Annotated in this window: 14 protein-coding genes and 3 rRNA genes; 3 read left to right on the top strand and 14 right to left on the bottom strand. The window is 68.1% G+C overall.

The annotated features are described in order from the left end of the window. Nucleotides 1-511 precede the first annotated feature (511 nt). Nucleotides 512-2,611 (bottom strand): ATP-dependent DNA helicase UvrD2, encoded by a 2,100-nt coding sequence (locus tag AB5J73_RS18520; RefSeq protein WP_370970919.1) that lies wholly within the window; start codon nucleotides 2,609-2,611, stop codon nucleotides 512-514. Nucleotides 2,612-2,667: 56 nt separating this feature from the next. On the opposite strand from AB5J73_RS18520, the gene AB5J73_RS18515 reads away from it, so the two are divergent. Further along, nucleotides 2,668-3,396 carry a DUF4191 domain-containing protein gene (locus AB5J73_RS18515; protein WP_370970918.1) on the top strand — a complete coding sequence of 243 codons (729 nt, stop codon included), beginning with the start codon at nucleotides 2,668-2,670 and terminating at the stop codon, nucleotides 3,394-3,396. 56 nt (nucleotides 3,397-3,452) lie between these two features. Here AB5J73_RS18515 and AB5J73_RS18510 read toward each other — a convergent pair whose 3' ends face one another. After that, complete coding sequence (locus AB5J73_RS18510; protein WP_247025318.1) at nucleotides 3,453-3,842, bottom strand: RDD family protein; 390 nt, start codon at nucleotides 3,840-3,842, stop codon at nucleotides 3,453-3,455. A gap of 270 nt (nucleotides 3,843-4,112) precedes the next feature. On the opposite strand from AB5J73_RS18510, the gene glnA (AB5J73_RS18505) reads away from it, so the two are divergent. Next, nucleotides 4,113-5,537: a type I glutamate--ammonia ligase gene (gene glnA / locus AB5J73_RS18505; RefSeq protein WP_370970917.1), complete on the top strand. Its 1,425-nt coding sequence runs from the start codon at nucleotides 4,113-4,115 to the stop codon at nucleotides 5,535-5,537. A gap of 69 nt (nucleotides 5,538-5,606) precedes the next feature. Here the strand turns inward: glnA (AB5J73_RS18505) and AB5J73_RS18500 are convergent, their stop codons facing one another. From AB5J73_RS18500 to AB5J73_RS18475, 6 genes are all read right to left on the bottom strand, one after another. Further along, on the bottom strand, nucleotides 5,607-6,092 hold the full coding sequence (locus AB5J73_RS18500) for an N-acetyltransferase family protein (protein ID WP_370970916.1): 486 nt from the start codon (nucleotides 6,090-6,092) through the stop codon (nucleotides 5,607-5,609). Next, nucleotides 6,089-6,514, bottom strand: a complete 426-nt coding sequence (locus AB5J73_RS18495; RefSeq protein WP_086861906.1) for a thioesterase family protein — start codon at nucleotides 6,512-6,514, stop codon at nucleotides 6,089-6,091. The genes AB5J73_RS18500 and AB5J73_RS18495 overlap by 4 nt, the downstream gene beginning before the upstream one ends. A 14-nt stretch (nucleotides 6,515-6,528) precedes the next feature. After that, nucleotides 6,529-9,504: a bifunctional [glutamine synthetase] adenylyltransferase/[glutamine synthetase]-adenylyl-L-tyrosine phosphorylase gene (locus AB5J73_RS18490; RefSeq protein WP_370970915.1), complete on the bottom strand. Its 2,976-nt coding sequence runs from the start codon at nucleotides 9,502-9,504 to the stop codon at nucleotides 6,529-6,531. 29 nt (nucleotides 9,505-9,533) lie between these two features. After that, complete coding sequence (locus tag AB5J73_RS18485; protein ID WP_370970914.1) at nucleotides 9,534-10,667, bottom strand: anion permease; 1,134 nt, start codon at nucleotides 10,665-10,667, stop codon at nucleotides 9,534-9,536. 97 nt (nucleotides 10,668-10,764) lie between these two features. Next, a complete protein-coding gene (locus AB5J73_RS18480; protein WP_370970913.1) occupies nucleotides 10,765-11,514 on the bottom strand; it encodes a type 1 glutamine amidotransferase in 750 nt (249 codons plus the stop codon). A 15-nt stretch (nucleotides 11,515-11,529) separates the two neighbouring features. Continuing rightward, nucleotides 11,530-11,952 carry a rhodanese-like domain-containing protein gene (locus AB5J73_RS18475; protein ID WP_370970912.1) on the bottom strand — a complete coding sequence of 141 codons (423 nt, stop codon included), beginning with the start codon at nucleotides 11,950-11,952 and terminating at the stop codon, nucleotides 11,530-11,532. A 111-nt stretch (nucleotides 11,953-12,063) separates the two neighbouring features. On the opposite strand from AB5J73_RS18475, the gene AB5J73_RS18470 reads away from it, so the two are divergent. Continuing rightward, on the top strand, nucleotides 12,064-12,504 hold the full coding sequence (locus AB5J73_RS18470) for an Lrp/AsnC family transcriptional regulator (protein WP_370970911.1): 441 nt from the start codon (nucleotides 12,064-12,066) through the stop codon (nucleotides 12,502-12,504). A 62-nt stretch (nucleotides 12,505-12,566) separates the two neighbouring features. On the opposite strand, the gene rrf is transcribed toward AB5J73_RS18470, so the two are convergent. From rrf to AB5J73_RS18440, 6 genes are all read right to left on the bottom strand, one after another. Continuing rightward, nucleotides 12,567-12,683 (bottom strand): 5S ribosomal RNA (rrf, locus tag AB5J73_RS18465). A gap of 69 nt (nucleotides 12,684-12,752) precedes the next feature. Then, a 23S ribosomal RNA gene (locus AB5J73_RS18460) occupies nucleotides 12,753-15,872 on the bottom strand. A 310-nt stretch (nucleotides 15,873-16,182) separates the two neighbouring features. Continuing rightward, nucleotides 16,183-17,702, bottom strand: a 16S ribosomal RNA gene (locus AB5J73_RS18455). Together the 16S, 23S and 5S rRNA genes form the textbook arrangement of a ribosomal RNA operon. 435 nt (nucleotides 17,703-18,137) lie before the next feature. Further along, nucleotides 18,138-19,694, bottom strand: a complete 1,557-nt coding sequence (locus tag AB5J73_RS18450; RefSeq protein WP_370970910.1) for an amidase — start codon at nucleotides 19,692-19,694, stop codon at nucleotides 18,138-18,140. Next, nucleotides 19,694-21,037 (bottom strand): type I glutamate--ammonia ligase, encoded by a 1,344-nt coding sequence (gene glnA, locus AB5J73_RS18445; RefSeq protein WP_370970909.1) that lies wholly within the window; start codon nucleotides 21,035-21,037, stop codon nucleotides 19,694-19,696. The genes AB5J73_RS18450 and glnA (AB5J73_RS18445) overlap by 1 nt, the downstream gene beginning before the upstream one ends. Before the next feature lie 230 nt (nucleotides 21,038-21,267). Then, nucleotides 21,268-22,548 carry an MFS transporter gene (locus AB5J73_RS18440; protein ID WP_370970908.1) on the bottom strand — a complete coding sequence of 427 codons (1,281 nt, stop codon included), beginning with the start codon at nucleotides 22,546-22,548 and terminating at the stop codon, nucleotides 21,268-21,270. Between the last annotated feature and the right edge of the window lie 4 nt (nucleotides 22,549-22,552).

The following is a 22,552-nucleotide window of genomic DNA, read 5'->3' as shown; positions in this document are numbered from 1 at the left end:
CGCGTCGATCATGGATCGGACGCGGTCAACACCGCATCGGCGCGGCCCCGCCGCACCCGCGGCACGGATCCGCCGCAGCGGCCGCAGCAGCGCACCGGCCGAGCCGCGCGACCCACCCGCTGAAGCCCGGCAGCAGCTGCCACCGGCCCCGCCGCACCGACCCACCCGCTGAAGCCGACCGCAGCAGCACGCTGGCCCCGCCGCGCCGGCCGCAGCAGCCGGCGGCCGAGCCGCGGGGACCACTCGCTGGCACCGGCCGAGCCGCGCATGTCCGCCGCACGGGCCCAACTCCCCGAGCCGCACGACCGCGACGCAAGCTGCAAGAGCCCGCCCGCCGGGCAAGCCGTGGGATCGGCCTGACCCCGCCGGACATGCCGCGGGGATCAGCCCCACCAGCGATGCCGGGACCCGCCGCTCGCACATGCCCGCGACGAACCCGGCAACCCGCGCCCGCCCGGGGTCGGCGCGGGCCACGCCCCCTGAGCGCGGGCACCCGCGGACGCCCGCCGGCTCAGGACTCCGAAGACGCCCGGACCACTCCCAGAATCTCGGCGCCGAAGCGCTCGAGCTTCGTCGCGCCGATGCCCGAGATCGTCACCAGTGCCGCCTCGTCCAGGGGGCGCTGCTCCGCGATCGCCATCAGCGTCGCGTCCGTGAACACGACGAACGCCGGCACCTTCAGCTCCCGGGCCCGGTCGCCACGCCAGGACTTCAGGCGTTCCAGCAGGTTCTCGTCCACTGTGGACGGGCAGCGGCCGCAGCGGCCGAGCTTGACCTCGATGGTCTCCAGCAGGGGGCCGCCGCAGACGCGGCAGCGGGTCTTCACCGGGTTCGCCGCCATCGGCTTCTGCTGGGCGCGGGCCACGCGGGCGGCCGGGTGGTCCTCCGGGATCAGGCCGTACAGGAAGCGGCTGCGGCGGCGGTTGCGGCGCGCTCCCGGTGTCCGGGCCAGCGCCCACGACAGCCACAGGTGCTCGCGGGCGCGCGTCACGCCGACGTAGAACAGGCGGCGCTCCTCCTCGATCGCGGCTTCGTCGTCGCCCGCGTGGAGGATCGGCATCGTGCCCTCGGCCAGGCCGACGAGGAACACCGCGTCCCACTCCAGGCCCTTCGCCGCGTGCAGCGATGCCAGCGTCACGCCCTCGACCGTCGGGGGGTGCTGGGCCGCCGCGCGCTGGTCGAGCTCCGCGCAGAAGCGGGGCAGGTCCGCGTCCGCGACCGTCGACGCGAGCTCTTCGGCCAGCTCGACGAGCGCCAGGAGCGCGTCCCAGCGTTCCTTCGCCGCGCCGCCGGCGGGCGGGGACTCGGTGAGGCCGACGCGGGCGAGGACCGAACGGACCGTCGTGACCAGGTCCGAGCTGACGTCGCCGCTCGCCGCGCGCAGGGCGGACATCGCCTGGCGGACCTCGGTCCGGTTGAAGAACCGCTCGCCACCGCGGACCAGGTACGGGATGCCCGCGTCGGCCAGTGCCGACTCGTACGCCTCGGATTGGGCGTTCACGCGGTAGAGGATCGCGATCTCGCTCGCCGTGACGCCGCCGTCCAGCAGCTCGCGGATGCGCCGCGCGACGGCCTCGGCCTCGACCGCCTCGTCGTCGAACTCGGCGAAGCGGGGCTCCGGGCCCGCCGGCCGCTGGCCGATCAGCTTCAGCCGCGAGCCCGCCGGGCGGCCCCGCGCCGCGCCGATCACGCGGTTCGCCAGCGAGACGACCTCGGGTGTCGACCGGTAGTCGCGCTCGAGCCGGACGACGGTGGCGTCCGGGTAGCGCCGCGTGAACTCCAGCAGCGACCGCGGCGACGCGCCGCCGAAGGAGTAGATGGTCTGGTTGGCGTCGCCGACGACGGTCAGGTCGTCGCGCCCGCCGAGCCAAGCGTCGAGCAGGCGCTGCTGCAGCGGCGTCACGTCCTGGTACTCGTCGACGACGAAGCAGCGGTAGCGGTCGCGGAACTCCTCGGCGACGACGCCGTGCTCCTCCAGCACCGCCGTCGTGTGCAGCAGGAGGTCGTCGAAGTCGAGCACCTGCGCCGCGTTCTTCAGCTCTTCGTAGGTCCGGTAGACCTCGGCGATCTGCGCGGCAGGCGCCGGGACGTCCCGCTGGGCGCGCGCGGTCACGGCCGGGTAGTCGTCCGGGCTGACCAGCGACGCCTTCGCCCACTCGATCTCGCTCGCCAGGTCACGCAGGACCTCGACCTCGGTGCCGAGCTTCGCCCGGTTCGCGGCCTGGCCGACGAACCGCAGCTTGTTCTCCATCAGGTCCCACGGCCGGTCGCCGACCACGCGCGGCCAGAAGTACCGGAGCTGGCGGCGGGCGGCGGCGTGGAACGTCAGCGCCTGCGCCGCGTCGACGCCGAGGCCGCGCAGCCGGGTCCGCATCTCGCCCGCGGCCCGCGTCGTGAAGGTGACAGCAAGCACCTGACCTGCGGAAACGTGCCCGGACTTGACCAGGTGGGCGATCCGGTGGGTGATCGTGCGGGTCTTGCCCGTGCCGGCCCCCGCCAGGACGCAGACCGGCCCTCGCGGGGCACTGGCGGCGGCACGCTGCTCGGGGTCGAGGCCGTCGAGCAGGCGGGAGTGGCCCTTCGGGGAAAGTACGCCAGTCACGTCCCGCATCCTCGCAGAGGGGGACGGGGAATCGGGGCAGGGGCACGCGGCCGTATCCTGGTCATATGGCGGGACAGCAGGACAAGGAAGCGGCCAAGCAGGCCAAGAAGGAGAAGCGCGCGGCGAGCAAGGCACGCCGTGGCCAGCTCTTCGAGGCCTTCAAGATGCAGCGCAAGGAAGACCCGTGGCTCATCCCGTGGATGGTGGGCTCGATCGTCGTCGTCGCCGGCGTCTTGTTCGGGATCGGGTTCTTCTTCGACTCGCAGTGGGTGCTGCTGCCGCTGGGCATCGTGCTCGGCGCCCTGCTCGCCATGATCATCTTCGGCCGGCGCGTCCAGAAGACGGTCTACTCGAAAGCCGACGGCCAGCCCGGCGCCGCGGCGTGGGCGCTGGAGAACCTCCGCGGCAAGTGGAAGGTGACGCCGACCGTCGCGGCGACCACCCAGCTCGACGCGGTGCACCGCGTGCTGGGCGGCCCGGGCGTGGTGCTGGTCGCCGAGGGCGCGCCGCACCGCGTCAAGACGCTCCTCGCCCAGGAGAAGAAGCGCGTCTCCCGCCTGGTCGGCGAGACGCCGATCTACGACGTGATCATCGGGCACGAGGACAAGCAGGTCCCGCTGAAGAAGCTCCAGGGCTACCTGATGAAGCTGCCGCGCAACCTCAAGCCCGCCCAGGTCGACGCCCTGGAGGCGAAGCTCGCCGCCCTCGGCAACCGCGGCGCGGCGATGCCGAAGGGCCCGATGCCGGCCGGCGCGAAGATGCGCAACGTCCAGCGGACGATCCGCCGCCGCTGACCCCCGCGTACGAGAAAGGCCCCCGTCCGAGCCGGACGGGGGCCTTTTTCACGAGCTCAGCGCAGCCGGACGACGACGGTGCCGGTCAGCCGGTCCAGCCAGCTGCGGCCGTCGGCGTTGCGGACTGCCGCCGGGATGATGAAGAAGGTGAGGACCGCCCGGACCAGCGCCCGCGGCGGGCCGACCAGCGCGGCGCCGTCGAGCCGGGCGACGCGGATGCCGACGACGCCCATGCCGGGGGTGAAGCCGAAGAAGCCGGCCGAAACGACCGAGATGATCGCCCACACGCCGCCGGACCAGAGGTTGAACACCTGCATCGCGGCCGGGTCCTGCAGGCTCGGATGCAGGAAGATGGCCGTGACCAGGGCCGCGACGGCGAGGTCGACGATCAGCCCGAGCAGCCGGGCGCCCCCGGTCGCCGCCGAGCCGACGCCCGACTCGGGCAAACCGAACTTCTCGCCCGGCCAGCGCGAGCCGTCTCGAGCCTCCGCTTGCCCGCCCTCGCCGGTGCCGGGCAGCCATTCACCGGTCCATCTCGCCACCCGTCCAGGGTATGCCGGTGGCGCGGACCACGTTCGCCCTGGTCGGATAGGCGGTATCCACCCACCCGTTAACACCGGCGAAACATACGGGTGACGGTCGGGCAACACCGCGCTTTTAGCGTGAGCCGAAGAGAGCACTGCCGTACGAGCTCGAACGAGAAGGAGTCACCGAGGGTGCCCACTACTCCAGACGACATCCAGCGCCTCATCGCCGATGAGGACGTCGAGGTCATCGACGTCCAGTTCTGCGACCTGCCCGGCGTGATGCAGCACTTCACGGTCCCCGCGAAGGCCTTCACCGAAGAGGCCTTCGAAGAGGGTCTCGCGTTCGACGGCTCCTCGGTGCGCGGCTTCCAGTCCATCCACGAGTCCGACATGCTGCTCCTGCCGGACGCGGCGACCGCGCGGATCGACCCGTTCCGCAAGGCGAAGACGCTCGCGCTCAACTTCTTCGTGCACGACCCGTTCACGCGCGAGGCGTACAGCCGTGACCCGCGCAACATCGCGCGCAAGGCCGAGCAGTACATCGCCGAGTACGGCGTCGCCGACAACGTGTACTTCGGTCCCGAAGCCGAGTTCTACATCTTCGACTCGATCCGCTTCGACTCCGCCGAGCACGCCTCCTTCCACGAGATCGACTCGGTCGAGGGCTGGTGGAACACCGGCGCCGACGAGGTGGGCGGCAACCAGGGCTACAAGACGAAGTTCAAGGGCGGCTACTTCCCCGTCCCGCCGGTCGACCACTTCGCCGACCTGCGCGACGACATCGTCCGCAACCTGACGAACATCGGTTTCGAGATCGAGCGCGCGCACCACGAGGTGGGCACCGCCGGCCAGACCGAGATCAACTACAAGTTCAACACGCTGCTGCACGCGGCCGACGACCTGCAGTTGTTCAAGTACGTCGTGAAGAACACGGTGTTCGCGGCGGGCAAGACGGCGACGTTCATGCCGAAGCCCCTCGCCGGCGACAACGGCTCGGGCATGCACTGCCACCAGTCGCTGTGGAAGGACGGCCAGCCGCTGTTCCACGACGAGTCGGGCTACGCCGGCCTGTCGGACACCGCGCGCCACTACATCGGCGGCCTGCTCAAGCACGCCCCGAGCCTGCTGGCCTTCACGAACCCGACGGTGAACTCCTACCACCGCCTGGTCCCGGGCTTCGAGGCCCCGGTTTCGCTGGTCTACTCGCAGCGCAACCGCTCGGCGTGCGTCCGCATCCCGATCACGGGCAACAACCCGAAGGCCAAGCGCGCCGAGTTCCGCTGCCCGGACTCGTCGGGCAACCCGTACCTGGCGTTCTCGGCGATGATGATGGCCGGCCTCGACGGCATCAAGAACAAGATCGAGCCGCCGGACCCCATCGACAAGGACCTCTACGAGCTCCCGCCCGAGGAGGCCAAGGACGTCAAGCTGGTCCCGGGCGACCTCGGCACGGTCCTCGACACGCTCGAGGCGGACCACGACTACCTGCTCGAGGGCGGCGTGTTCACGCCGGACGTGATCGAGACGTGGATCTCGTACAAGCGCGAGAACGAGATCGACCCGCTGCGCCTGCGCCCGCACCCGTACGAGTTCAGCCTGTACTACGACGTGTGATCCGGTAACCCGGCCAAGGTCACGCCGGCGGTGAGGAGCGAAGAGCCCTCGCCGCCGGCGTTTCTCGTTTCAGCGCAGGTTCAGCCACATGATGCGAAGGCCCACGTCACCGAGCACAGGGTGGCGGAACGCGCCCGGGGCCACGCCCAGTGTCGTGAAGCCCAGGCTCTCGTACAGCGAGACCGCCGCGGTGTTCGTGTCCACCACCGCGTTGAACTGGATCGCCGCGAAGCCCGACTCGCGCGCCCACGCGATCAGGTCCGTCGTCAGGGCGCGGCCCACTCCGCGGCCACGGGCGGACGCCGCGACCATCAGGCTTCCGGACGCCACGTGGTTCCCGGGGCCGGGACGGTTGGCGTACATGTTCGCCGTCCCCAGCACCTCGTCGCCCTCGGCGAAGACCACCGTGCGGGCCGGGGCCGGAAGGAGCCACATGCGCCGGGCTTCTTCCGAGGTCATAGCCGGGTCGTAGGCGAACGTCTCCTGTGCCGTGACCACGTCGTGGACGATCGGCCAGATCCGCGGCCAGTCAGCATCGACCGCCGGGCGGATCATTCGGCCGTCGACAGCACGCGCAGGTCCGCGCCCGCGGCCTCGAAGCGGCCTCGGGGGTCCGGGACCAGCTTGCGGAGCTCCAGGTCCATCAGCCCCAGCGTGCAGGTGATCTCCGCGGCCAGCGTGCCGTCGAGCTTGTAGATGTTCGAGTCCATCTTGAACGTCTTGCCGCTGCCGAACTTGACGTCGCACGTCACGTCGACCTCGTCGCCCGCGCGCAGCTCGCGGCGGAACACCACGTGCGTCTCCAGCAGCACCGACGCCACGCCGGGGAGTCCCTTGAGCGCGCCCGCCTTTTCCAGCAGCTCCAGGCGGGAGACCTCGCCGTACGAGTGGTAGACGGCGTGGTTGAGGTGGCCCAGGGTGTCCAGCTCGTAGTGCCGGACCTTGATCCGGGTCCGGAACGGCTCGCGATCGGTCACCAGCCCACTTTAGGTCAGGCCTCGTAGAACAAGTGCTCCACCACGGTGTGCGCCCGCCGCGTGATGCGGCGGTACGTGTCGAGGAACTCGCCGGGGTCGTCCGCCGCCGGGTGGTCGAGCACGCGGGCGACCGCCGCCAGGTCGCGGCCCGAGCCCGGGACCTCGTCGACCGCCTTGCCGCGGACCAGCATCCCCGCGTTGCGGACCCGGGTCGCCAGCAGCCACGCCTCGCGCAGCGACTCCGCCTCGGCCGGCTCGGCCAGGCCCGCCTCCGGGAGCACCGCCAGCGCGTCCAGCGTCGACGTCGTCCGCAGGCCCGGCACCGAACAAGCGTGCTGAAGCTGGAGGAGCTGGACCGTCCACTCGACGTCGGCGAGACCGCCCCGGCCCAGCTTCGTGTGCCGCGTCGGGTCCGCGCCGCGGGGCATCCGCTCCGTCTCCACGCGCGCCTTGATGCGGCGGATCTCCCGCGCCTTCGTCCCGTCCAGGCCGTTTTCGGGGTAGCGGATCGGGTCGATCATCGCGGTGAACCGCTCACCGAGCTCGTCGTCGCCGGCGACGAACCGGGCGCGCAGCAGCGCCTGCGCCTCCCACACCTCGCCCCACCGGGCGTAGTAGGCGCGGTACGACTCCAGCGTGCGCACCAGCGGCCCGCTCCGGCCTTCGGGCCGCAGGTCGGCGTCGACGACCAGGGCCGGGTCGGAGCTCGGCGCGCCCAGCATCTTCCGGACGCTCTCCGCCACCGACGACGCGAACTTCACCGCGTCGGCGTCCGAGACCCCTTCGGCAGGCTCGCACACGAAGAGGACGTCGGCGTCGGAGCCGTAGCCGAGTTCGGCGCCGCCGAGGCGGCCCATCCCGATGACCGCGATGCGCGCCGGGGTCCGGCCCAGTTCGGCTTGGCGCTGGCGGAACGCCGCGGCCAGCGCGCCCTGCAGCACGGCCACCCAGACGCTCGAAAGCGCTTCGCAGACCGCGGGCACGTCGAGCAGCCCGAGCAGGTCCGCGCAGGCGACGCGCAGCAGTTCGTGGCGGCGCAGCGAGCGCGCCGCGGCGACGGCGGCGTTCACCCCGGGCTGACGGCGGACCGTGGCCCGCAGCGACGTCGCGACCTCGGCGGGCGTGCGGCCCAGCAGCCGGGCCGGGTCGCCGAGCAGGCGCAGCACCTCGGGCGCGCGGACCAGCAGGTCCGGCACCAGCCGTGAGGTCCCGAGCAGCAGCGCCAGGTTCTCGACGACCGTGCCCTCGTCCCGCAGCACCCGCAGGTACCACGGCGTGTCCTGGAGCGCCTCCGACACCTTCCGGTACGACAGCAGACCGCCGTCGGGGTCGGGGGTGTCGGCGAGGAGGTCGAGCAGCACCGGCAGCAGCGCCTGCTGGATCGCGGCGCGGCGCGAGACGCCCGAAGTGAGGGCCTTGATGTGCTGGAGCGCCCCGTCGGGCGCGGTGTAGCCGAGCGCGGCGAGCCGGCTGGCGGCCTGCTTGGTGGTCAGGCGCAGCGCCTCGGTCGGCACGTTCGCGACCGACTGCAGCAGCGGCCGGTAGAAGATCTTTTCGTGCAGCCGCCGGATGCCCTGGCCCTGCCGCCGGAACTCCGCGAGCAGCGCGTCGCCGGGGCTCTTGCCGCCGGCCGGCTTGATGCCGCTGGCCCGCGCGAGGATCCGCAGCTCGGCGGTCTCCGACGCCGCCGGGAACAGGTGCGTCCGGCGCAACCGCCGCAACTGGAGGCGGTGTTCGAGCATCCGCAGGAATTCGTACGACGCGCCCAGTTCGGCGGCGTCCTGGCGGCCGACGTAACCGCCTTCGCCCAGCGCCGCGAGCGCGTCCATCGTGGACGGTGAGCGCAGGTCCGCGTCCACCCGGCCGTGCACGAGCTGCAGCAGCTGGACGGCGAACTCGACGTCCCGCAGGCCGCCGCGGCCCAGCTTCAGCTCCCGCTCGGCGTGCTCGGACGGCACGTGGCCCTCGACGCGGCGGCGCATCTGCTGCACCTCGTCGACGAAGTGGTCCCGATCGGCCGCGGACCACACCAGCGGCGCGACCATCTCGGCGTACTGCCGCCCGAGCTCGGCGTCGCCGGCCACCGGGCGCGCCTTGAGCAGCGCCTGGAACTCCCAGGTCTTGGCCCACTTCTGGTAGTAGCCCTGGTGACTTTCCAGGGTGCGGACCAGCGCGCCGGCCTTGCCTTCGGGGCGCAGCGCCGCGTCGACCTCGAAGCACGCCTTGCCGACGACGCGCATCATCGTGCTCGCCAGCCTCGTGGCCACGCCGAGGTTGCCTTCGCCGACGAAGATGACGTCGACGTCGCTGACGTAGTTGAGCTCCCGGCCGCCGCACTTGCCCATGGCGATCACGGCGAGGGAGCCCTCGGCCGGCTTCCCGACCTCGGCCTCGGCGACCACCAGCCCGGCGGCCAGCGCGGCCTCCGCGAGCTCGGTCAGCTGAGCCGCGACCTCGGCGTAGCGCGGGTGCTCGAGCCCGGCCTCGACGAGGTGGCCCAGGTCGGCGGCGGCGATGCCGAGCAGCTGGCCGCGGTAAGCGATCTTGAGGGCCTGCTCGGCTTCGAGCCTGGTCAGCACCGAGCCGTCGGCACGCAGCAACGCCGCACGCAGGGCTTCGCGATAGCACGCGGAGTCGGTGCACTTGTCGCCCGTGAGCGCGTGCCACTGGTCCGGGTTCGCGGCGAGGAAGTCGGCGAGCGCGCTCGACGTGCCCAGCACGCCGAGGAGCCGGCCGCGGAACGTCCGGTTGGCGCGCAGCTGCTCTTCGAGGCGGGTCCACTCGGCGTCGTCGGCTTCGCGGATGCGGTCCAGACCACGCAGCGCGAGGTCCGGGTCGGCGCTGCGGGACAGCGCCGCGAGCACGTCGGCGGCCGCGGCGACCGGGCCGGCGTCGTCCCACCAGCCGGCCGCGCGCAACTGACCCTCGGCACGGGCATCGGTGAAGCCGTACCTCGCCGCCGAAGCGGTCGTTCGCGCGCGGTCTGCCATCACCGAACACCGTAGCCGGGGAACCCGGCTCAGGCGGCCAGGCGGCCCGGTTCGGTCTCGGCGGGCGTCGGCTCGGGCACCTGGAAGCTGTGCGCGGTCACGGGGTGGCGGCGCGAAAGGAGGTAGATGCCGACGCCCACGCCGAGGCCGGCCACGCCGACGGCGATGGTGCCCGCGTTGCCGAGCGAAGCGATCTTGCCGGAGATCGCGCCGACGATCGCCGCCGCGGGCAGCGTGAACAGCCACGCGATGACCATCCGGCCCGCCATCCGCCAGCGGACCGGCGCTTCCCGCCGTCCGACGCCGGAGCCGACGATCCCGCCGGAGCACACGTGCGTCGTCGACAGCGGGAAACCCAGCCGCGACGAGATCAGGATGACCAGCGCCGAGCTGGTCTGGGCGGCGAAGCCCTGCGGGCCCTCGATGTCGGTCAGGCCCTTGCCGAGGGTGTGGGTGATGCGCCAGCCGCCGAGGTAGGTGCCGGCCGCGAGGGCGCAGGCGGCGCTGATGATCACCCAGACCGGCGGGGCGGCACCCGACGGGAGGCTGCCGGCGCTGACGAGCGTGAGCGTGATGACGCCCATCGTCTTCTGCGCGTCGTTCGTGCCGTGCGCCAGCGAGACCAGTGACGCCGAGACGATCTGGCCGACCTTGAAGCCGCGCGTCGCCGGGCGGCCCCGGACCAGGAACCGGTAGACGAGGTAGGTCGCGGCCATCGCGACGAGGCCGGCGATCACCGGACTGGCCGCCGCGGGCACGAGGACCTTCTCGACGATCTTTCCGAAGTGGACCGAGTCGGCCCCCGCCGAAACCCAGGTGGCGCCGATCAGGCCGCCGAACAGCGCGTGCGACGAACTCGACGGCAGCCCGACGAACCACGTCACGAGGTTCCAGACGATCGCGCCGATCAGCCCGCCGAAGACGATCGACGGGCCGATCTTCGTGTCGTCCACCAGCCCGCTGGAGATCGTCTTGGCGACCTCCACCGACAGGAAAGCACCGACCAGGTTCAGCACCGCGGAGATCGCGACGGCCACCCGCGGCCGGAGCGCGCCGGTGGCGATCGACGTCGCCATCGAGTTCGCGGTGTCGTGGAACCCGTTCGTGAAATCGAATACCAGAGCCGTGACGACCACGATCACGACCAGCAACGAGGGCTCCACCCCGACCTCCGAACGCCCTTGTGGGGACTCTTCCCGCAAGGTACCTGACGGGTGACGCCTGGCGTTAAAAGGCCGTAGCTGTTTGTGACATCTGCCGTTAAGCCAGCGGTAACGAGCGTTGACTCTCGGCGGCCGGCTCGAGGTCACCGGCGGCCAACCGGACGAACCGCTGCGCGAACGGACGCCAGGTTTCGGCGATGTCGGTGTGCACTGCGGTCAGCGCGTCGTGGTCGAGTGAGCCCGGACGAGCGAATTCCGCCTCCTGCGGGCTTTCCGCGGCCCAGCTCTCGACGACAGCGGGTGTCGTCTCGATGTGGAACTGGACGCCGTAGACACAACGGCCGAACCGGAAGGCCTGGTTCTGGTAGAGGGGTGCGGACGCGAGCAGTTCGGCGCCGGGTGGGAGCCGGGTGATCACGTCGCTGTGGAACTGCAGGACGTCCTGCATCAGCGGCAGGTCGGCGAAGAGCGGGTCGGTCCACGCCGCGTCCTTCTTGGCGACGAGGTGCGGGCCGACCTCGGGCCCGTCCGCCCCTACCTCGACGCGGCCGCCGGTCGCGACGGCCACCAGCTGCGCGCCGAGGCAGATCCCGAGGGTGGGGAGCCGCTTCGACGCCGCCTTCGACAGCAGCCGCCGCACCTCGGCGAGCCACGGGTGCTTCGCGTCGTCCTCCGCGCCCATGCCGCCGCCGAGGCAGACGACACCCCGGTAGCCGTCGAGGTCGGCGGGCAGCTCGTCCGCCGGCGGCAGCCGGACGTCGAGCTCCGCGCCGGCCTCGGTCAGCCAGTCGCCGAGCGGGCCGAGCGGATCCGACGTGTCCGGCTGGATGATCAGCAGTCGTGTCACGGTTTCCAGGGTAGGTCAGCAGGCGCAGCGGATCCCCGGGGCCGCGGTTCCTTCCACGGGGTAGCCGGCCGCGATCCAGCTCGAGATGCCGCCGGAGAGCCGCTTCACGCGGAACCCGAGCTGCGCCAGCTTGAGCGCGCCCTTGGTGGCGGCGTTGCAGTTGGCGCTCTCGCAGTAGCAGACGTAGACGACGTCCCGGTCGAGGTGCTTCGTGCTCTCCGCCGTCAGGTCGCGGTAGGGCAGGTTGACCGCGCCGGGGATGCGCGCCTGGGCGAACGCAGCGGGCGCGCGCGTCTCGACGACCACGTAGCCGTCGGTCTGCCCGGCTTCGAGGTCGCGGACGAGGTCGTCGGGGTCGACCTCGAAGGCGAGCTCGGCACCGAAGTAGGCGGTGGCGAGTTCCGGCGCCGGAGCGGGGACCGTGAGTGTGCGTGTCATGAAGAGAATCCTGCTGGTCCGGGGCGTGCGGGCACAGGGGAGAATCGGCGTGGGAGCCCCGGTGCGCCGGGGATTTCCGCGTTCTGGCCGTGCGAACCCGGGAGAGTTGTGGTGGACCTCGACGACGTCGATTGGCACCTGCTGGAGCTGCTCCAGTCCGACGGCCGGCTGAGCTTTTCGGAGCTGGGCCGCCGGGTGTCGCTGTCGGGTTCGGCGGTGACGGAACGGGTGCGCCGGCTCGAGGACCGCGGCGTGATCACGGGGTACGCGGCCCACGTCGACACGACCAAGCTGGGCCTGCCGATCGAGGTGCTGGTGCGCGCCCGGGTGCGGAGCCTCGACACCCCGAGGTTCCGGACGGCGGTGCTCCCGCTCCCCCAGGTCGTCGCGGCGGACCACGTCACCGGCGACGAGTGCTGGATCCTGCGGGTGCTGTGCCGGGACACGGCGGAACTGGAGGCGCTGGTCGAGAAGATCCAGCGCTTCGGCGAGACGACGACGTCACTGGTGCTGTCGTCCCCGCTGCGCCGGCGCCCCGTGACGCGGGCATGAAAAAGGGCCTGGGCCGGGAGACAACCAGTCTCAACCGGGCCCAGGCCCTTCCTTCACGTTAAGTTCGGCGGTGTCCTACTCTCCCACAACCCTTCGGTTGCAGTACCATCGGCGCTGTCAGGCTTAGCTTCCGGGTTCGGAATGGGACCGGGCGTTTCCCTGACGCTATAACCACCGAAACACTCCGAAACAACACACACGCTTCCGTGTGGTGTTTCAGAACCGTAGAGTGGATGCGCAACATCTTCGTAGACAAGTCCTCGGCCTATTAGTACCAGTCAACTCGACAACACATTACTGTGCTTCCATTTCTGGCCTATCAACCCAATGGTCTCTTGGGGGCCTTAACCCACAAAGGGTGGGATACCTCATCTTGGAACAGGCTTCCCGCTTAGATGCCTTCAGCGGTTATCCCTTCCGAACGTGGCCAACCAGCCATGCCCTTGGCAGAACAACTGGCACACCAGAGGTTCGTCCGTCCCGGTCCTCTCGTACTAGGGACAGCCTTCCTCAAGTATCCTACGCGCGCGGCGGATAGGGACCGAACTGTCTCACGACGTTCTAAACCCAGCTCGCGTGCCGCTTTAATGGGCGAACAGCCCAACCCTTGGGACCTACTCCGGCCCCAGGATGCGACGAGCCGACATCGAGGTGCCAAACCATGCCGTCGATATGGACTCTTGGGCAAGATCAGCCTGTTATCCCCGGGGTACCTTTTATCCGTTGAGCGACACCCCTTCCACCAGGAGGTGCCGGATCACTAGTCCCGACTTTCGTCCCTGCTCGACATGTCTGTCTCACAGTCAAGCTCCCTTGTGCACTTGCACTCAACACCTGATTGCCAACCAGGCTGAGGGAACCTTTGGGCGCCTCCGTTACTCTTTAGGAGGCAACCGCCCCAGTTAAACTACCCATCAGGCACTGTCCCTGAACCAGATCATGGCCCGAGGTTCAGATTCCCAATTCGACCAGAGTGGTATTTCAACAACGACTCCACCACAACTAGCGTTGCAGCTTCACAGTCTCCCACCTATCCTACACAAGCCGAACCGAAAACCAATACCAAACTATAGTAAAGGTCCCGGGGTCTTTCCGTCCTGCCGCGCGTAACGAGCATCTTTACTCGTAGTGCAATTTCGCCGGGCCTGTGGTTGAGACAGCCGGAAAGTCGTTACGCCATTCGTGCAGGTCGGAACTTACCCGACAAGGAATTTCGCTACCTTAGGATGGTTATAGTTACCACCGCCGTTTACTGGCGCTTAAATTCTCAGCTTCGCCCCGAAAGGCTAACCGGTCCTCTTAACGTTCCAGCACCGGGCAGGCGTCAGTCCATATACATCGTCTTGCGACTTCGCATGGACCTGTGTTTTTAGTAAACAGTCGCTTTCCGCTGGTCTCTGCGGCCACCCACCCCTAGCCTGTAAAAAGCTTCAGGATGTTTGGCCCCCCTTCTCCCGAAGTTACGGGGGCATTTTGCCGAGTTCCTTAACCACAGTTCACCCGATCGCCTTGGTATTCTCTACCTGACCACCTGTGTTGGTTTGGGGTACGGGCCGTGCATGCACTCACTAGAGGCTTTTCTCGGCAGCATAGGATCACTCTACTTCGCCTCAAACGGCTACGCATCACGTCTCAGCCTACGTGAGTGGCGGATTTGCCTACCACTCGGCCTACACGCTTACACCAGGACAACCATCGCCTGGCGGAGCTACCTTCCTGCGTCACCCCATCGCTTGACTACTACGAAATCAGGTCCCACGCTCCACACACCACCATCCACCCGAAGGCTTCAAGCGACGGCTTTGGGTGGTTAGTATCAAACGCCTCGTCATGGGCGCACATGCTCGGGTACGGGAATATCAACCCGTTGTCCATCGACTACGCCTGTCGGCCTCGCCTTAGGTCCCGACTTACCCTGGGCGGATTAGCCTGGCCCAGGAACCCTTGGTCATCCGGCGGCAGAGTTTCTCACTCTGCATTCGCTACTCATGCCTGCATTCTCACTCCCACACCCTCCACGACTGGCTTCCGCCGCCGCTTCCCTGGATGCAGGACGCTCCCCTACCCATCCATACCACTAGACAACACCCTCAAGGAGTGAAGCCGATGTAACGCATGAATGACACAGCTTCGGCGGTGTGCTTAAGCCCCGCTACATTGTCGGCGCAGGACCACTTGACCAGTGAGCTATTACGCACTCTTTCAAGGGTGGCTGCTTCTAAGCCAACCTCCTGGTTGTCTGGGCAATCCCACATCCTTTCCCACTGAGCACACACTTAGGGGCCTTAGCTGGTGTTCTGGGCTGTTTCCCTCTCGACGACGAAGCTTATCCCCCGCCGTCTCACTGCCACGCTCTCACTAACCGGTATTCGGAGTTTGGTTGATTTCGGTAACCCGGTAAGGCCCCTAGACCATCCAGTAGCTCTACCCCCGGCAAGAAACACGTGACGCTGCACCTAAATGCATTTCGGGGAGAACCAGCTATCACGGAGTTTGATTGGCCTTTCACCCCTACCCACAGCTCATCCCCTCAGTTTTCAACCTAAGTGGGTTCGGGCCTCCACGACGTCTTACCGTCGCTTCACCCTGGCCATGGGTAGATCACTCCGCTTCGGGTCTAGACCACGCGACTCAATCGCCCTATTCAGACTCGCTTTCGCTACGGCTACCCCACACGGGTTAACCTCGCCACGCAGCACTAACTCGCAGGCTCATTCTTCAAAAGGCACGCCATCACCCATCACAGGCTCTGACGGCTTGTAGGCACACGGTTTCAGGTACTCTTTCACTCCCCTCCCGGGGTACTTTTCATCTTTCCCTCACGGTACTCGTCCGCTATCGGTCTTCAGGAAGTATTTAGGCTTACCGGGTGGTCCCGGCAGATTCACAGCAAATTCCACGAGCTCGCTGCTACTCGGGAACACCACCAAGGTCCTTGAAACTGGTTTTCGCGTACGGGGCTCTCACCCACTCCGGCCCGCCATCCCAAGCGGTTCCACTAACCAGCACAACAACCCGAAGAAATGTCAGTCTCTTCAAGGCGGGTCCCACAACACCGCACATACAACGCCTGACAGCTTGACATACGCACGGTTTAGCCTCTTCCGCTTTCGCTCGCCACTACTCACGGAATCACGGTTGTTTTCTCTTCCTACGGGTACTGAGATGTTTCACTTCCCCGCGTTCCCTCCACACACCCTATATATTCAGGTGCGGGTAACACCACATCACTGGTGCTGGGTTTCCCCATTCGGAAATCCTCGGATCACAGCTCGGTTGACAGCTCCCCGAGGCTTATCGCAGCCTCCTACGTCCTTCATCGGCTCCTGAAGCCAAGACATCCACCATGTGCCCTTAACAACTTGACCACAAAGATGCTCGCATCCACTCTACAGTTCTCAAACACCACACCAGAAACAAACGTCCCTAGGGGGTTAGCCCCTCGGCGTGTTGCCTCAGGACCCAACAGTGTGCACAGCGAACAACCCACCACCCAGCTCCACGACCGGGGTTCCACGCGAAGCAAGCTCCGCAGTACTAGCCGGCGGTATCACTACCGCGGTGAGCCTTAACCAGTAGTTCCACAATTCCTTGAGCAACCAGAACAACACCACATTCGGGTGTTAAACCCTGGCCACCCCAGCAAGCTGAGCTCACTGGATGTGTTGTGCTCCTTAGAAAGGAGGTGATCCAGCCGCACCTTCCGGTACGGCTACCTTGTTACGACTTCGTCCCAATCGCCAGTCCCACCTTCGACCACTCCCTCCCCGAAGGGTTGGGCCATGGGCTTCGGGTGTTACCGACTTTCATGACGTGACGGGCGGTGTGTACAAGGCCCGGGAACGTATTCACCGCAGCGTTGCTGATCTGCGATTACTAGCGACTCCGACTTCACGCAGTCGAGTTGCAGACTGCGATCCGAACTGAGACCGGCTTTAAGGGATTCGCTCCACCTCGCGGTATCGCAGCCCTCTGTACCAGCCATTGTAGCATGTGTGAAGCCCTGGACATAAGGGGCATGATGACTTGACGTCATCCCCACCTTCCTCCGAGTTGACCCCGGCAGTCTCCCACGAGTCCCCGCCATGACGCGCTGGCAACGTAGGATAAGGGTTGCGCTCGTTGCGGGACTTAACCCAACATCTCACGACACGAGCTGACGACAGCCATGCACCACCTGTACACCAACCACAAGGGAAGCCCCATCTCTGGGGATGTCTGGCGCATGTCAAGCCCAGGTAAGGTTCTTCGCGTTGCATCGAATTAATCCACATGCTCCGCCGCTTGTGCGGGCCCCCGTCAATTCCTTTGAGTTTTAGCCTTGCGGCCGTACTCCCCAGGCGGGGCGCTTAATGCGTTAGCTACGGCACGGACAACGTGGAATGTCGCCCACACCTAGCGCCCAACGTTTACAGCGTGGACTACCAGGGTATCTAATCCTGTTCGCTCCCCACGCTTTCGCTCCTCAGCGTCAGTATCGGCCCAGAGACCCGCCTTCGCCACCGGTGTTCCTCCTGATATCTGCGCATTTCACCGCTACACCAGGAATTCCAGTCTCCCCTACCGAACTCAAGTCTGCCCGTATCGACCGCACGCTCCACGTTAAGCGTGGAGATTTCACGGCCGACGCGACAAACCGCCTACGAGCTCTTTACGCCCAATAAATCCGGACAACGCTCGCACCCTACGTATTACCGCGGCTGCTGGCACGTAGTTAGCCGGTGCTTCTTATCCAGGTACCGTCACTTGCGCTTCGTCCCTGGCGAAAGAGGTTTACAACCCGAAGGCCGTCATCCCTCACGCGGCGTCGCTGCATCAGGCTTGCGCCCATTGTGCAATATTCCCCACTGCTGCCTCCCGTAGGAGTCTGGGCCGTGTCTCAGTCCCAGTGTGGCCGGTCACCCTCTCAGGCCGGCTACCCGTCGTCGCCTTGGTAGGCCATTACCCCACCAACAAGCTGATAGGCCGCGGGTTCATCCTGCACCGCCAGAACTTTCAACAACACTAGATGCCTAGAGTTGTGATATCCGGTATTAGACCTCGTTTCCAAGGCTTATCCCAGAGTGCAGGGCAGATTACCCACGTGTTACTCACCCGTTCGCCACTCATCCCCACCCGAAAGTGGTTCAGCGTTCGACTTGCATGTGTTAAGCACGCCGCCAGCGTTCGTCCTGAGCCAGGATCAAACTCTCCAACAATGAATAGTTTAATCGAGGCAATTTCTTGCTTCTCAAAGGAAACCCCGACGAGGGGGTTTCATATATAAGCTCTACTGGCTTAGTTCACTAGCACACTGTTGAGTTCTCAAGCAACACACTCTGGACTCACCGCCTTATCAGCGGCTATATCCTCGGCAGTTGTTCCAAGCGATATTCACAAGCTTTTGGTCGAGCATGCCTCAGCCTACGATGTTAGTCGTAGGGATTCGGCGGCCGCTCGTGGGCCGACGCTGAACATTACCCGGTCCGATCCGCGGTGTCAACCCGCTCGTCCCGGCCTGGCCTCCGGGGCTTGCGGCCCCGGTGTGACCCGGTGTTCCTGGCGACGAAGAGAAGATTACATGCCTCGAAACCACCCCAGAACAGGGGGGTCACTTAACGCCATTGCCGCAGGTCAGAGCGTGTCCCCCGCGGCTACGACGGCAAGGTCGGCAAGTACCGCGGCGGAACCCGGGCCGGAGCCGCTCGCGAGAAGTCCGCCGCGAGCGCCAGCACCCGGGCGTCCGACCACCGGGCGCCCATGAACGAGATACCCACCGGGAGGGCGCCGGCAATCCCCGCGGGCACGGTCACGTCCGGGTAGCCCGCCACCGCGGCCGGGGTCGAGGACGGGATCACGTCGTTGTCGCCCACCGCGCAGTCGGTCTTCCACGCCGGCGGGTTCGTCGGCGACGCGATCGCGTCCAGGTGGTACTTCGCCAAGGTCTCGTCGAGGGAGCGGCGGGCGAGGTCGGACAGCTCCGCCCGGCCGGCGAGGTACCCCGGGTCGGTCGGCGGCGGCGCGGCCAGTGCCTCCTCGAACAGCTCCTGCCCGGCGAAGCACGTCTGCTCCAGCGGGTCCGCGCGGTTGTACGCGATCAGCTCGGCCAGGTTCCGCGGCCCGCGCGGCCGGGTCGCCAGGTACTTGTCGATGTCCCGGTGGAACTCCGTGAGCAGCGCCGGGAACTCCAGCTCGAGCAGCCGGTCCTGGTACGGCGGGGTCACCTCGACGACCGTCGCACCCGCCTTGACCAGGGAGTTCCGAGCGGACGTCATGACCTTGTCGGTGTCGGGGCCGAGCACCGGCAGCCGCCACAGGCCGATCCGCGCGCCGCGCAGGACGCCCGGCTTGAGCAGCTTCGCGTAGTCCGTCGGCTGGGAGTCCGGGTACCGGGACGTCGCCGGGTCCGAGGGGTCGCGGCCCTGCAGGACCGACAGCGTCAGCGCGACGTCGACGACGTTGCGGGCGATCGGGCCGGCGGTGTCCTGCTCGGCGGAGATCGGCACCACGCCGGTGCGGCTGACCAGGCCGAGGCTGGGTTTGTGGCCGACCGTCGCGGTCATCCCGGCCGGGCACACGATCGAGCCGTCGGTCTCCGAGCCGATCGCGACCTGGGCCAGCGACGCGGCGACGCCGGCCGCGGAGCCGGCGGACGACCCGCACGGGTTGCGGTCCAGCACGTACGGGTTGTGCGTCTGACCGCCGACGCCCGACCAGCCGGACGTCGGCTTCGCGGCGCGGAAGTTCGCCCATTCGGACAGGTTCGCCTTGCCGAGGAGCACCGCCCCGGCGTCCCGCAACCGGGTGATCAGCGTGGCGTCCTTCGCCGGGAGGCTGCGCAGGGCCCGCGAGCCCGCCGTCGTCCACTGGTCGCGGGTGTCGACGTTGTCCTTGACCAGCACCGGGATGCCGTCGAGGGGGCCGCGCAGGCGGTGCGCCCGACGGCGGGCATCGCTCGCCGCGGCCTGGCTCAAGGCCGCCGGGTTGAGCGCCAGCACCGCGTCGACCTTGCCGTCGATCCGGTGGATCCGCTCGAGGTAGCTGCTGGTCAGCCCCACGGCGGTGAGCCGGCCGGACGCCATCCGCGCCTGCAGCGCCGGGATGTCGGCCGAGTCGAGGTCGAAGCGCGCCGGTGCCGCTGTCGCGGGTGCGCCCGTGACGAACACGAGTGCGGCGGCCAGGATCGCGAGGAACACCGGCCGCCGCCCCATCAGAGCACCGGGAGCAGGGTTCGGAGTTCGTACGGGGTGACCGCGCTGCGGTAGTTGTCCCACTCCACGCGCTTGTTCCGGAGGAAGAAGTCGTAGACGTGCTCGCCGAGCGCTTCCGGGAGGAGTTCGGACTTCTCCATCTCCGACAGCGCCTCCCCCAGGTTCTGCGGCAGCTGCGCGTACCCGGCGGCGCGCCGCTCGGAGTCGCTCAGCTGCCAGATGTTGTCCTCGGCCGGCGGCGGCAGCTCGTAGCCCTTCTCGATCCCCTTCAGCCCGGCGGCCAGGATGACCGAGTACGCCAGGTACGGGTTGCACGCCGAGTCCAGCGTACGGATCTCCACCCGTCGGGATGACGCCTTTCCGGGTGAATACATCGGGACGCGGACGAGCGCGGAGCGGTTCGCCCGGCCCCACGAGACCGTCGTCGGCGCTTCACTGCCGCTGATCAGGCGTTTGTAGGAGTTCACCCACTGGTTGGTGACCGCGGAGATTTCCTTGGCGTGGTGCAGCAGGCCGGCGACGAACGCCTTGCCGGTCTCCGACAGCTCGTGCGGGTCCTCGGCGTCGTAGAAGGCGTTGCGGTCGCCTTCGAACAGGCTGATGTGGGTGTGCATGCCCGAGCCGGGCTGGTCGGTGAACGGCTTCGGCATGAACGTCGCGCGCACGCCCTGGGTCAGCGCGACCTCCTTGACGACGTAGCGGAACGTCATCACGTTGTCGGCCATCGTCAGCGCATCGGCGTAGCGGAGGTCGATCTCCTGCTGGCCCGGTGCCCCTTCGTGGTGGCTGAACTCGACCGAGATGCCCATCGCCTCGAGCGTCTCGATGGCGTGCCGGCGGAAGTGCGTCGCCGTCGCGTGGCTGGCCTGGTCGAAGTAGCCGCCGTTGTCCGCGGGCTCGGGCTCGCTGCCGTCGTCGGGCAGGTTCGCGAGGAGGAAGAACTCGATCTCGGGGTGCACGTAGCAGGTGAAGCCCGCTTCGGCGGCCTTCGAGAGCTGACGCCGGAGGACGTGCCGCGGGTCGGCCCACGACGGCGAGCCGTCCGGCATCGCGATGTCGCAGAACATGCGCGCCGAGTACGGGCCGCCGTCGGGGGTCTCCCACGGCAGGACCTGGAACGTGGCCGGGTCGGGCTTGGCGACCATGTCGGACTCGTAGACGCGCGCGAAGCCCTCGATGGCCGAGCCGTCGAAGCCGATCCCCTCGGTGAACGCGCCCTCGAGCTCGGCGGGCGCGACCGCGACGGACTTGAGGAACCCCAGCACATCGGTGAACCAGAGACGGACGAAACGGATGTCGCGCTCCTCGAGCGTGCGGAGCACGAATTCCTGCTGGCGATCCATGGCCGCACCCTAACGACAGCGTGTTAACGGGATGTTTCACGACGCGCCGAGGGTGACGAAGTCAGCTCGCGAGCACCGGAACGGGCTTGTTCGCGCGGCGCCTCGGGCCGGCGCTTCCGGTCCGGTGGGAGCCGCTCCACCAGGGTCGCGAATGACTCATTCGGGACGTTGGAGGTCCCCAATGAGTCATTCGCGACACCTCGGCAGCCGATGCGCCGAGGGTGACGAAGTCAGGTCGCGAGCACCGGAACGGGCTTCTTCGCCCGGGTGATGGCCAGCGACGCCGCCGACGCCAGCACCGCCAGGACCGCGGCCGCGTACCAGGCCAGGTTGTAGTTCCCGAGCTGGTCGCGGACCAGGCCGGCGGCCGAGGCGGCGAACGCGGCGCCGAGCTGGTGGCTGGCGAAGACCCAGCCGAACACGATCGGGCCGGCGTCGCCGAAGGCGCGGACGCAGAGGGCGACCGTCGGGGGGACCGTGGCCACCCAGTCGAGGCCGTAGAACAGGATGAACGCCCACATGCTCGGCTGCACGCTGTCGGTGAACAGCTGCGGCAGCAGGGCCAGCGACAGCCCGCGCAGCGCGTAGTAGACGCCGAGCAGGAGGCGCGGGTCGACGCGGTCGGTGAGCCAGCCGGAAAAGATCGTGCCGACGACGTCGAAGACGCCGACCAGTGCGAGCAGGCTCGCCGCGGTCGTCTGGGGCATGCCGTGGTCGTGGGCGGCCGGGACGAAGTGGGTGCCGACCAGGCCGTTCGTCGTCGCGCCGCAGATCGCGAAGCCGATCGCGAGGAGCCAGAACGTGCGGGTGCGGGCGGCCTGGCGCAGCACCGAGAGCGCCCGGCGGACCGAGCCGGTCGTCGGGGCCGGGCGCGTGACCTCCGCGTCGGCCGGCGCGCCGTAGGCCGTGGTGCCGACGTCGGCCGGGTGGTCGCGGATGACCAGCAGGACCACCGGGACGACGGCGAGCGCGGCGATCGCGATGACCAGCGACGCCGTCCGCCAGCCGGAGCTCACCGCGAGGTTCGCGATGAGCGGGAGGAAGATCAGCTGGCCGGTGGCGCCCGCCGCGGTCAGGACGCCGGTGACGACGCCGCGGCTGCGGACGAACCAGCGGGCCGCGACCATCGCGGCGAAGCCCATGGCCATCGAGCCGGTGCCGAGACCCACCAGGACGCCCCAGCAGAGGATGAGCTGCCAGCTCGCGGTCATGAACACCGTGCCGCCGGCGCCGAGTGCGATGACGAACAGCGCCGTCGCCGACACGCGGCGGATGCCGAAGCGCTCCATCAACGCGGCCGCGAAGGGCGCGAAGAGGCCGAAGAGCACGAGGTTGACCGAGACGGCCGAGCTGATCGTGGCCGTGGACCAGCCGAACTCCTGGTGCAGCGGGTCGATCAGGACGCCGGGGGCGGCGCGGAAGCCGGCGGAAGCGAGCAGCGCGACGAAGGCGGCACCGGCGATCGGCCAGGCGCGGTGCAGCTTCGGGGCGGGACGGGTCTCAACAGTCACCTAC

The sequence above is a fragment of the Amycolatopsis sp. cg9 genome (genome assembly GCF_041346945.1).
In the GTDB taxonomy this organism is placed as follows: domain Bacteria; phylum Actinomycetota; class Actinomycetes; order Mycobacteriales; family Pseudonocardiaceae; genus Amycolatopsis.
The sequence above is the reverse complement of the archived record's forward strand: the minus strand, read 5'-3'. Positions and strand labels throughout refer to the sequence as shown.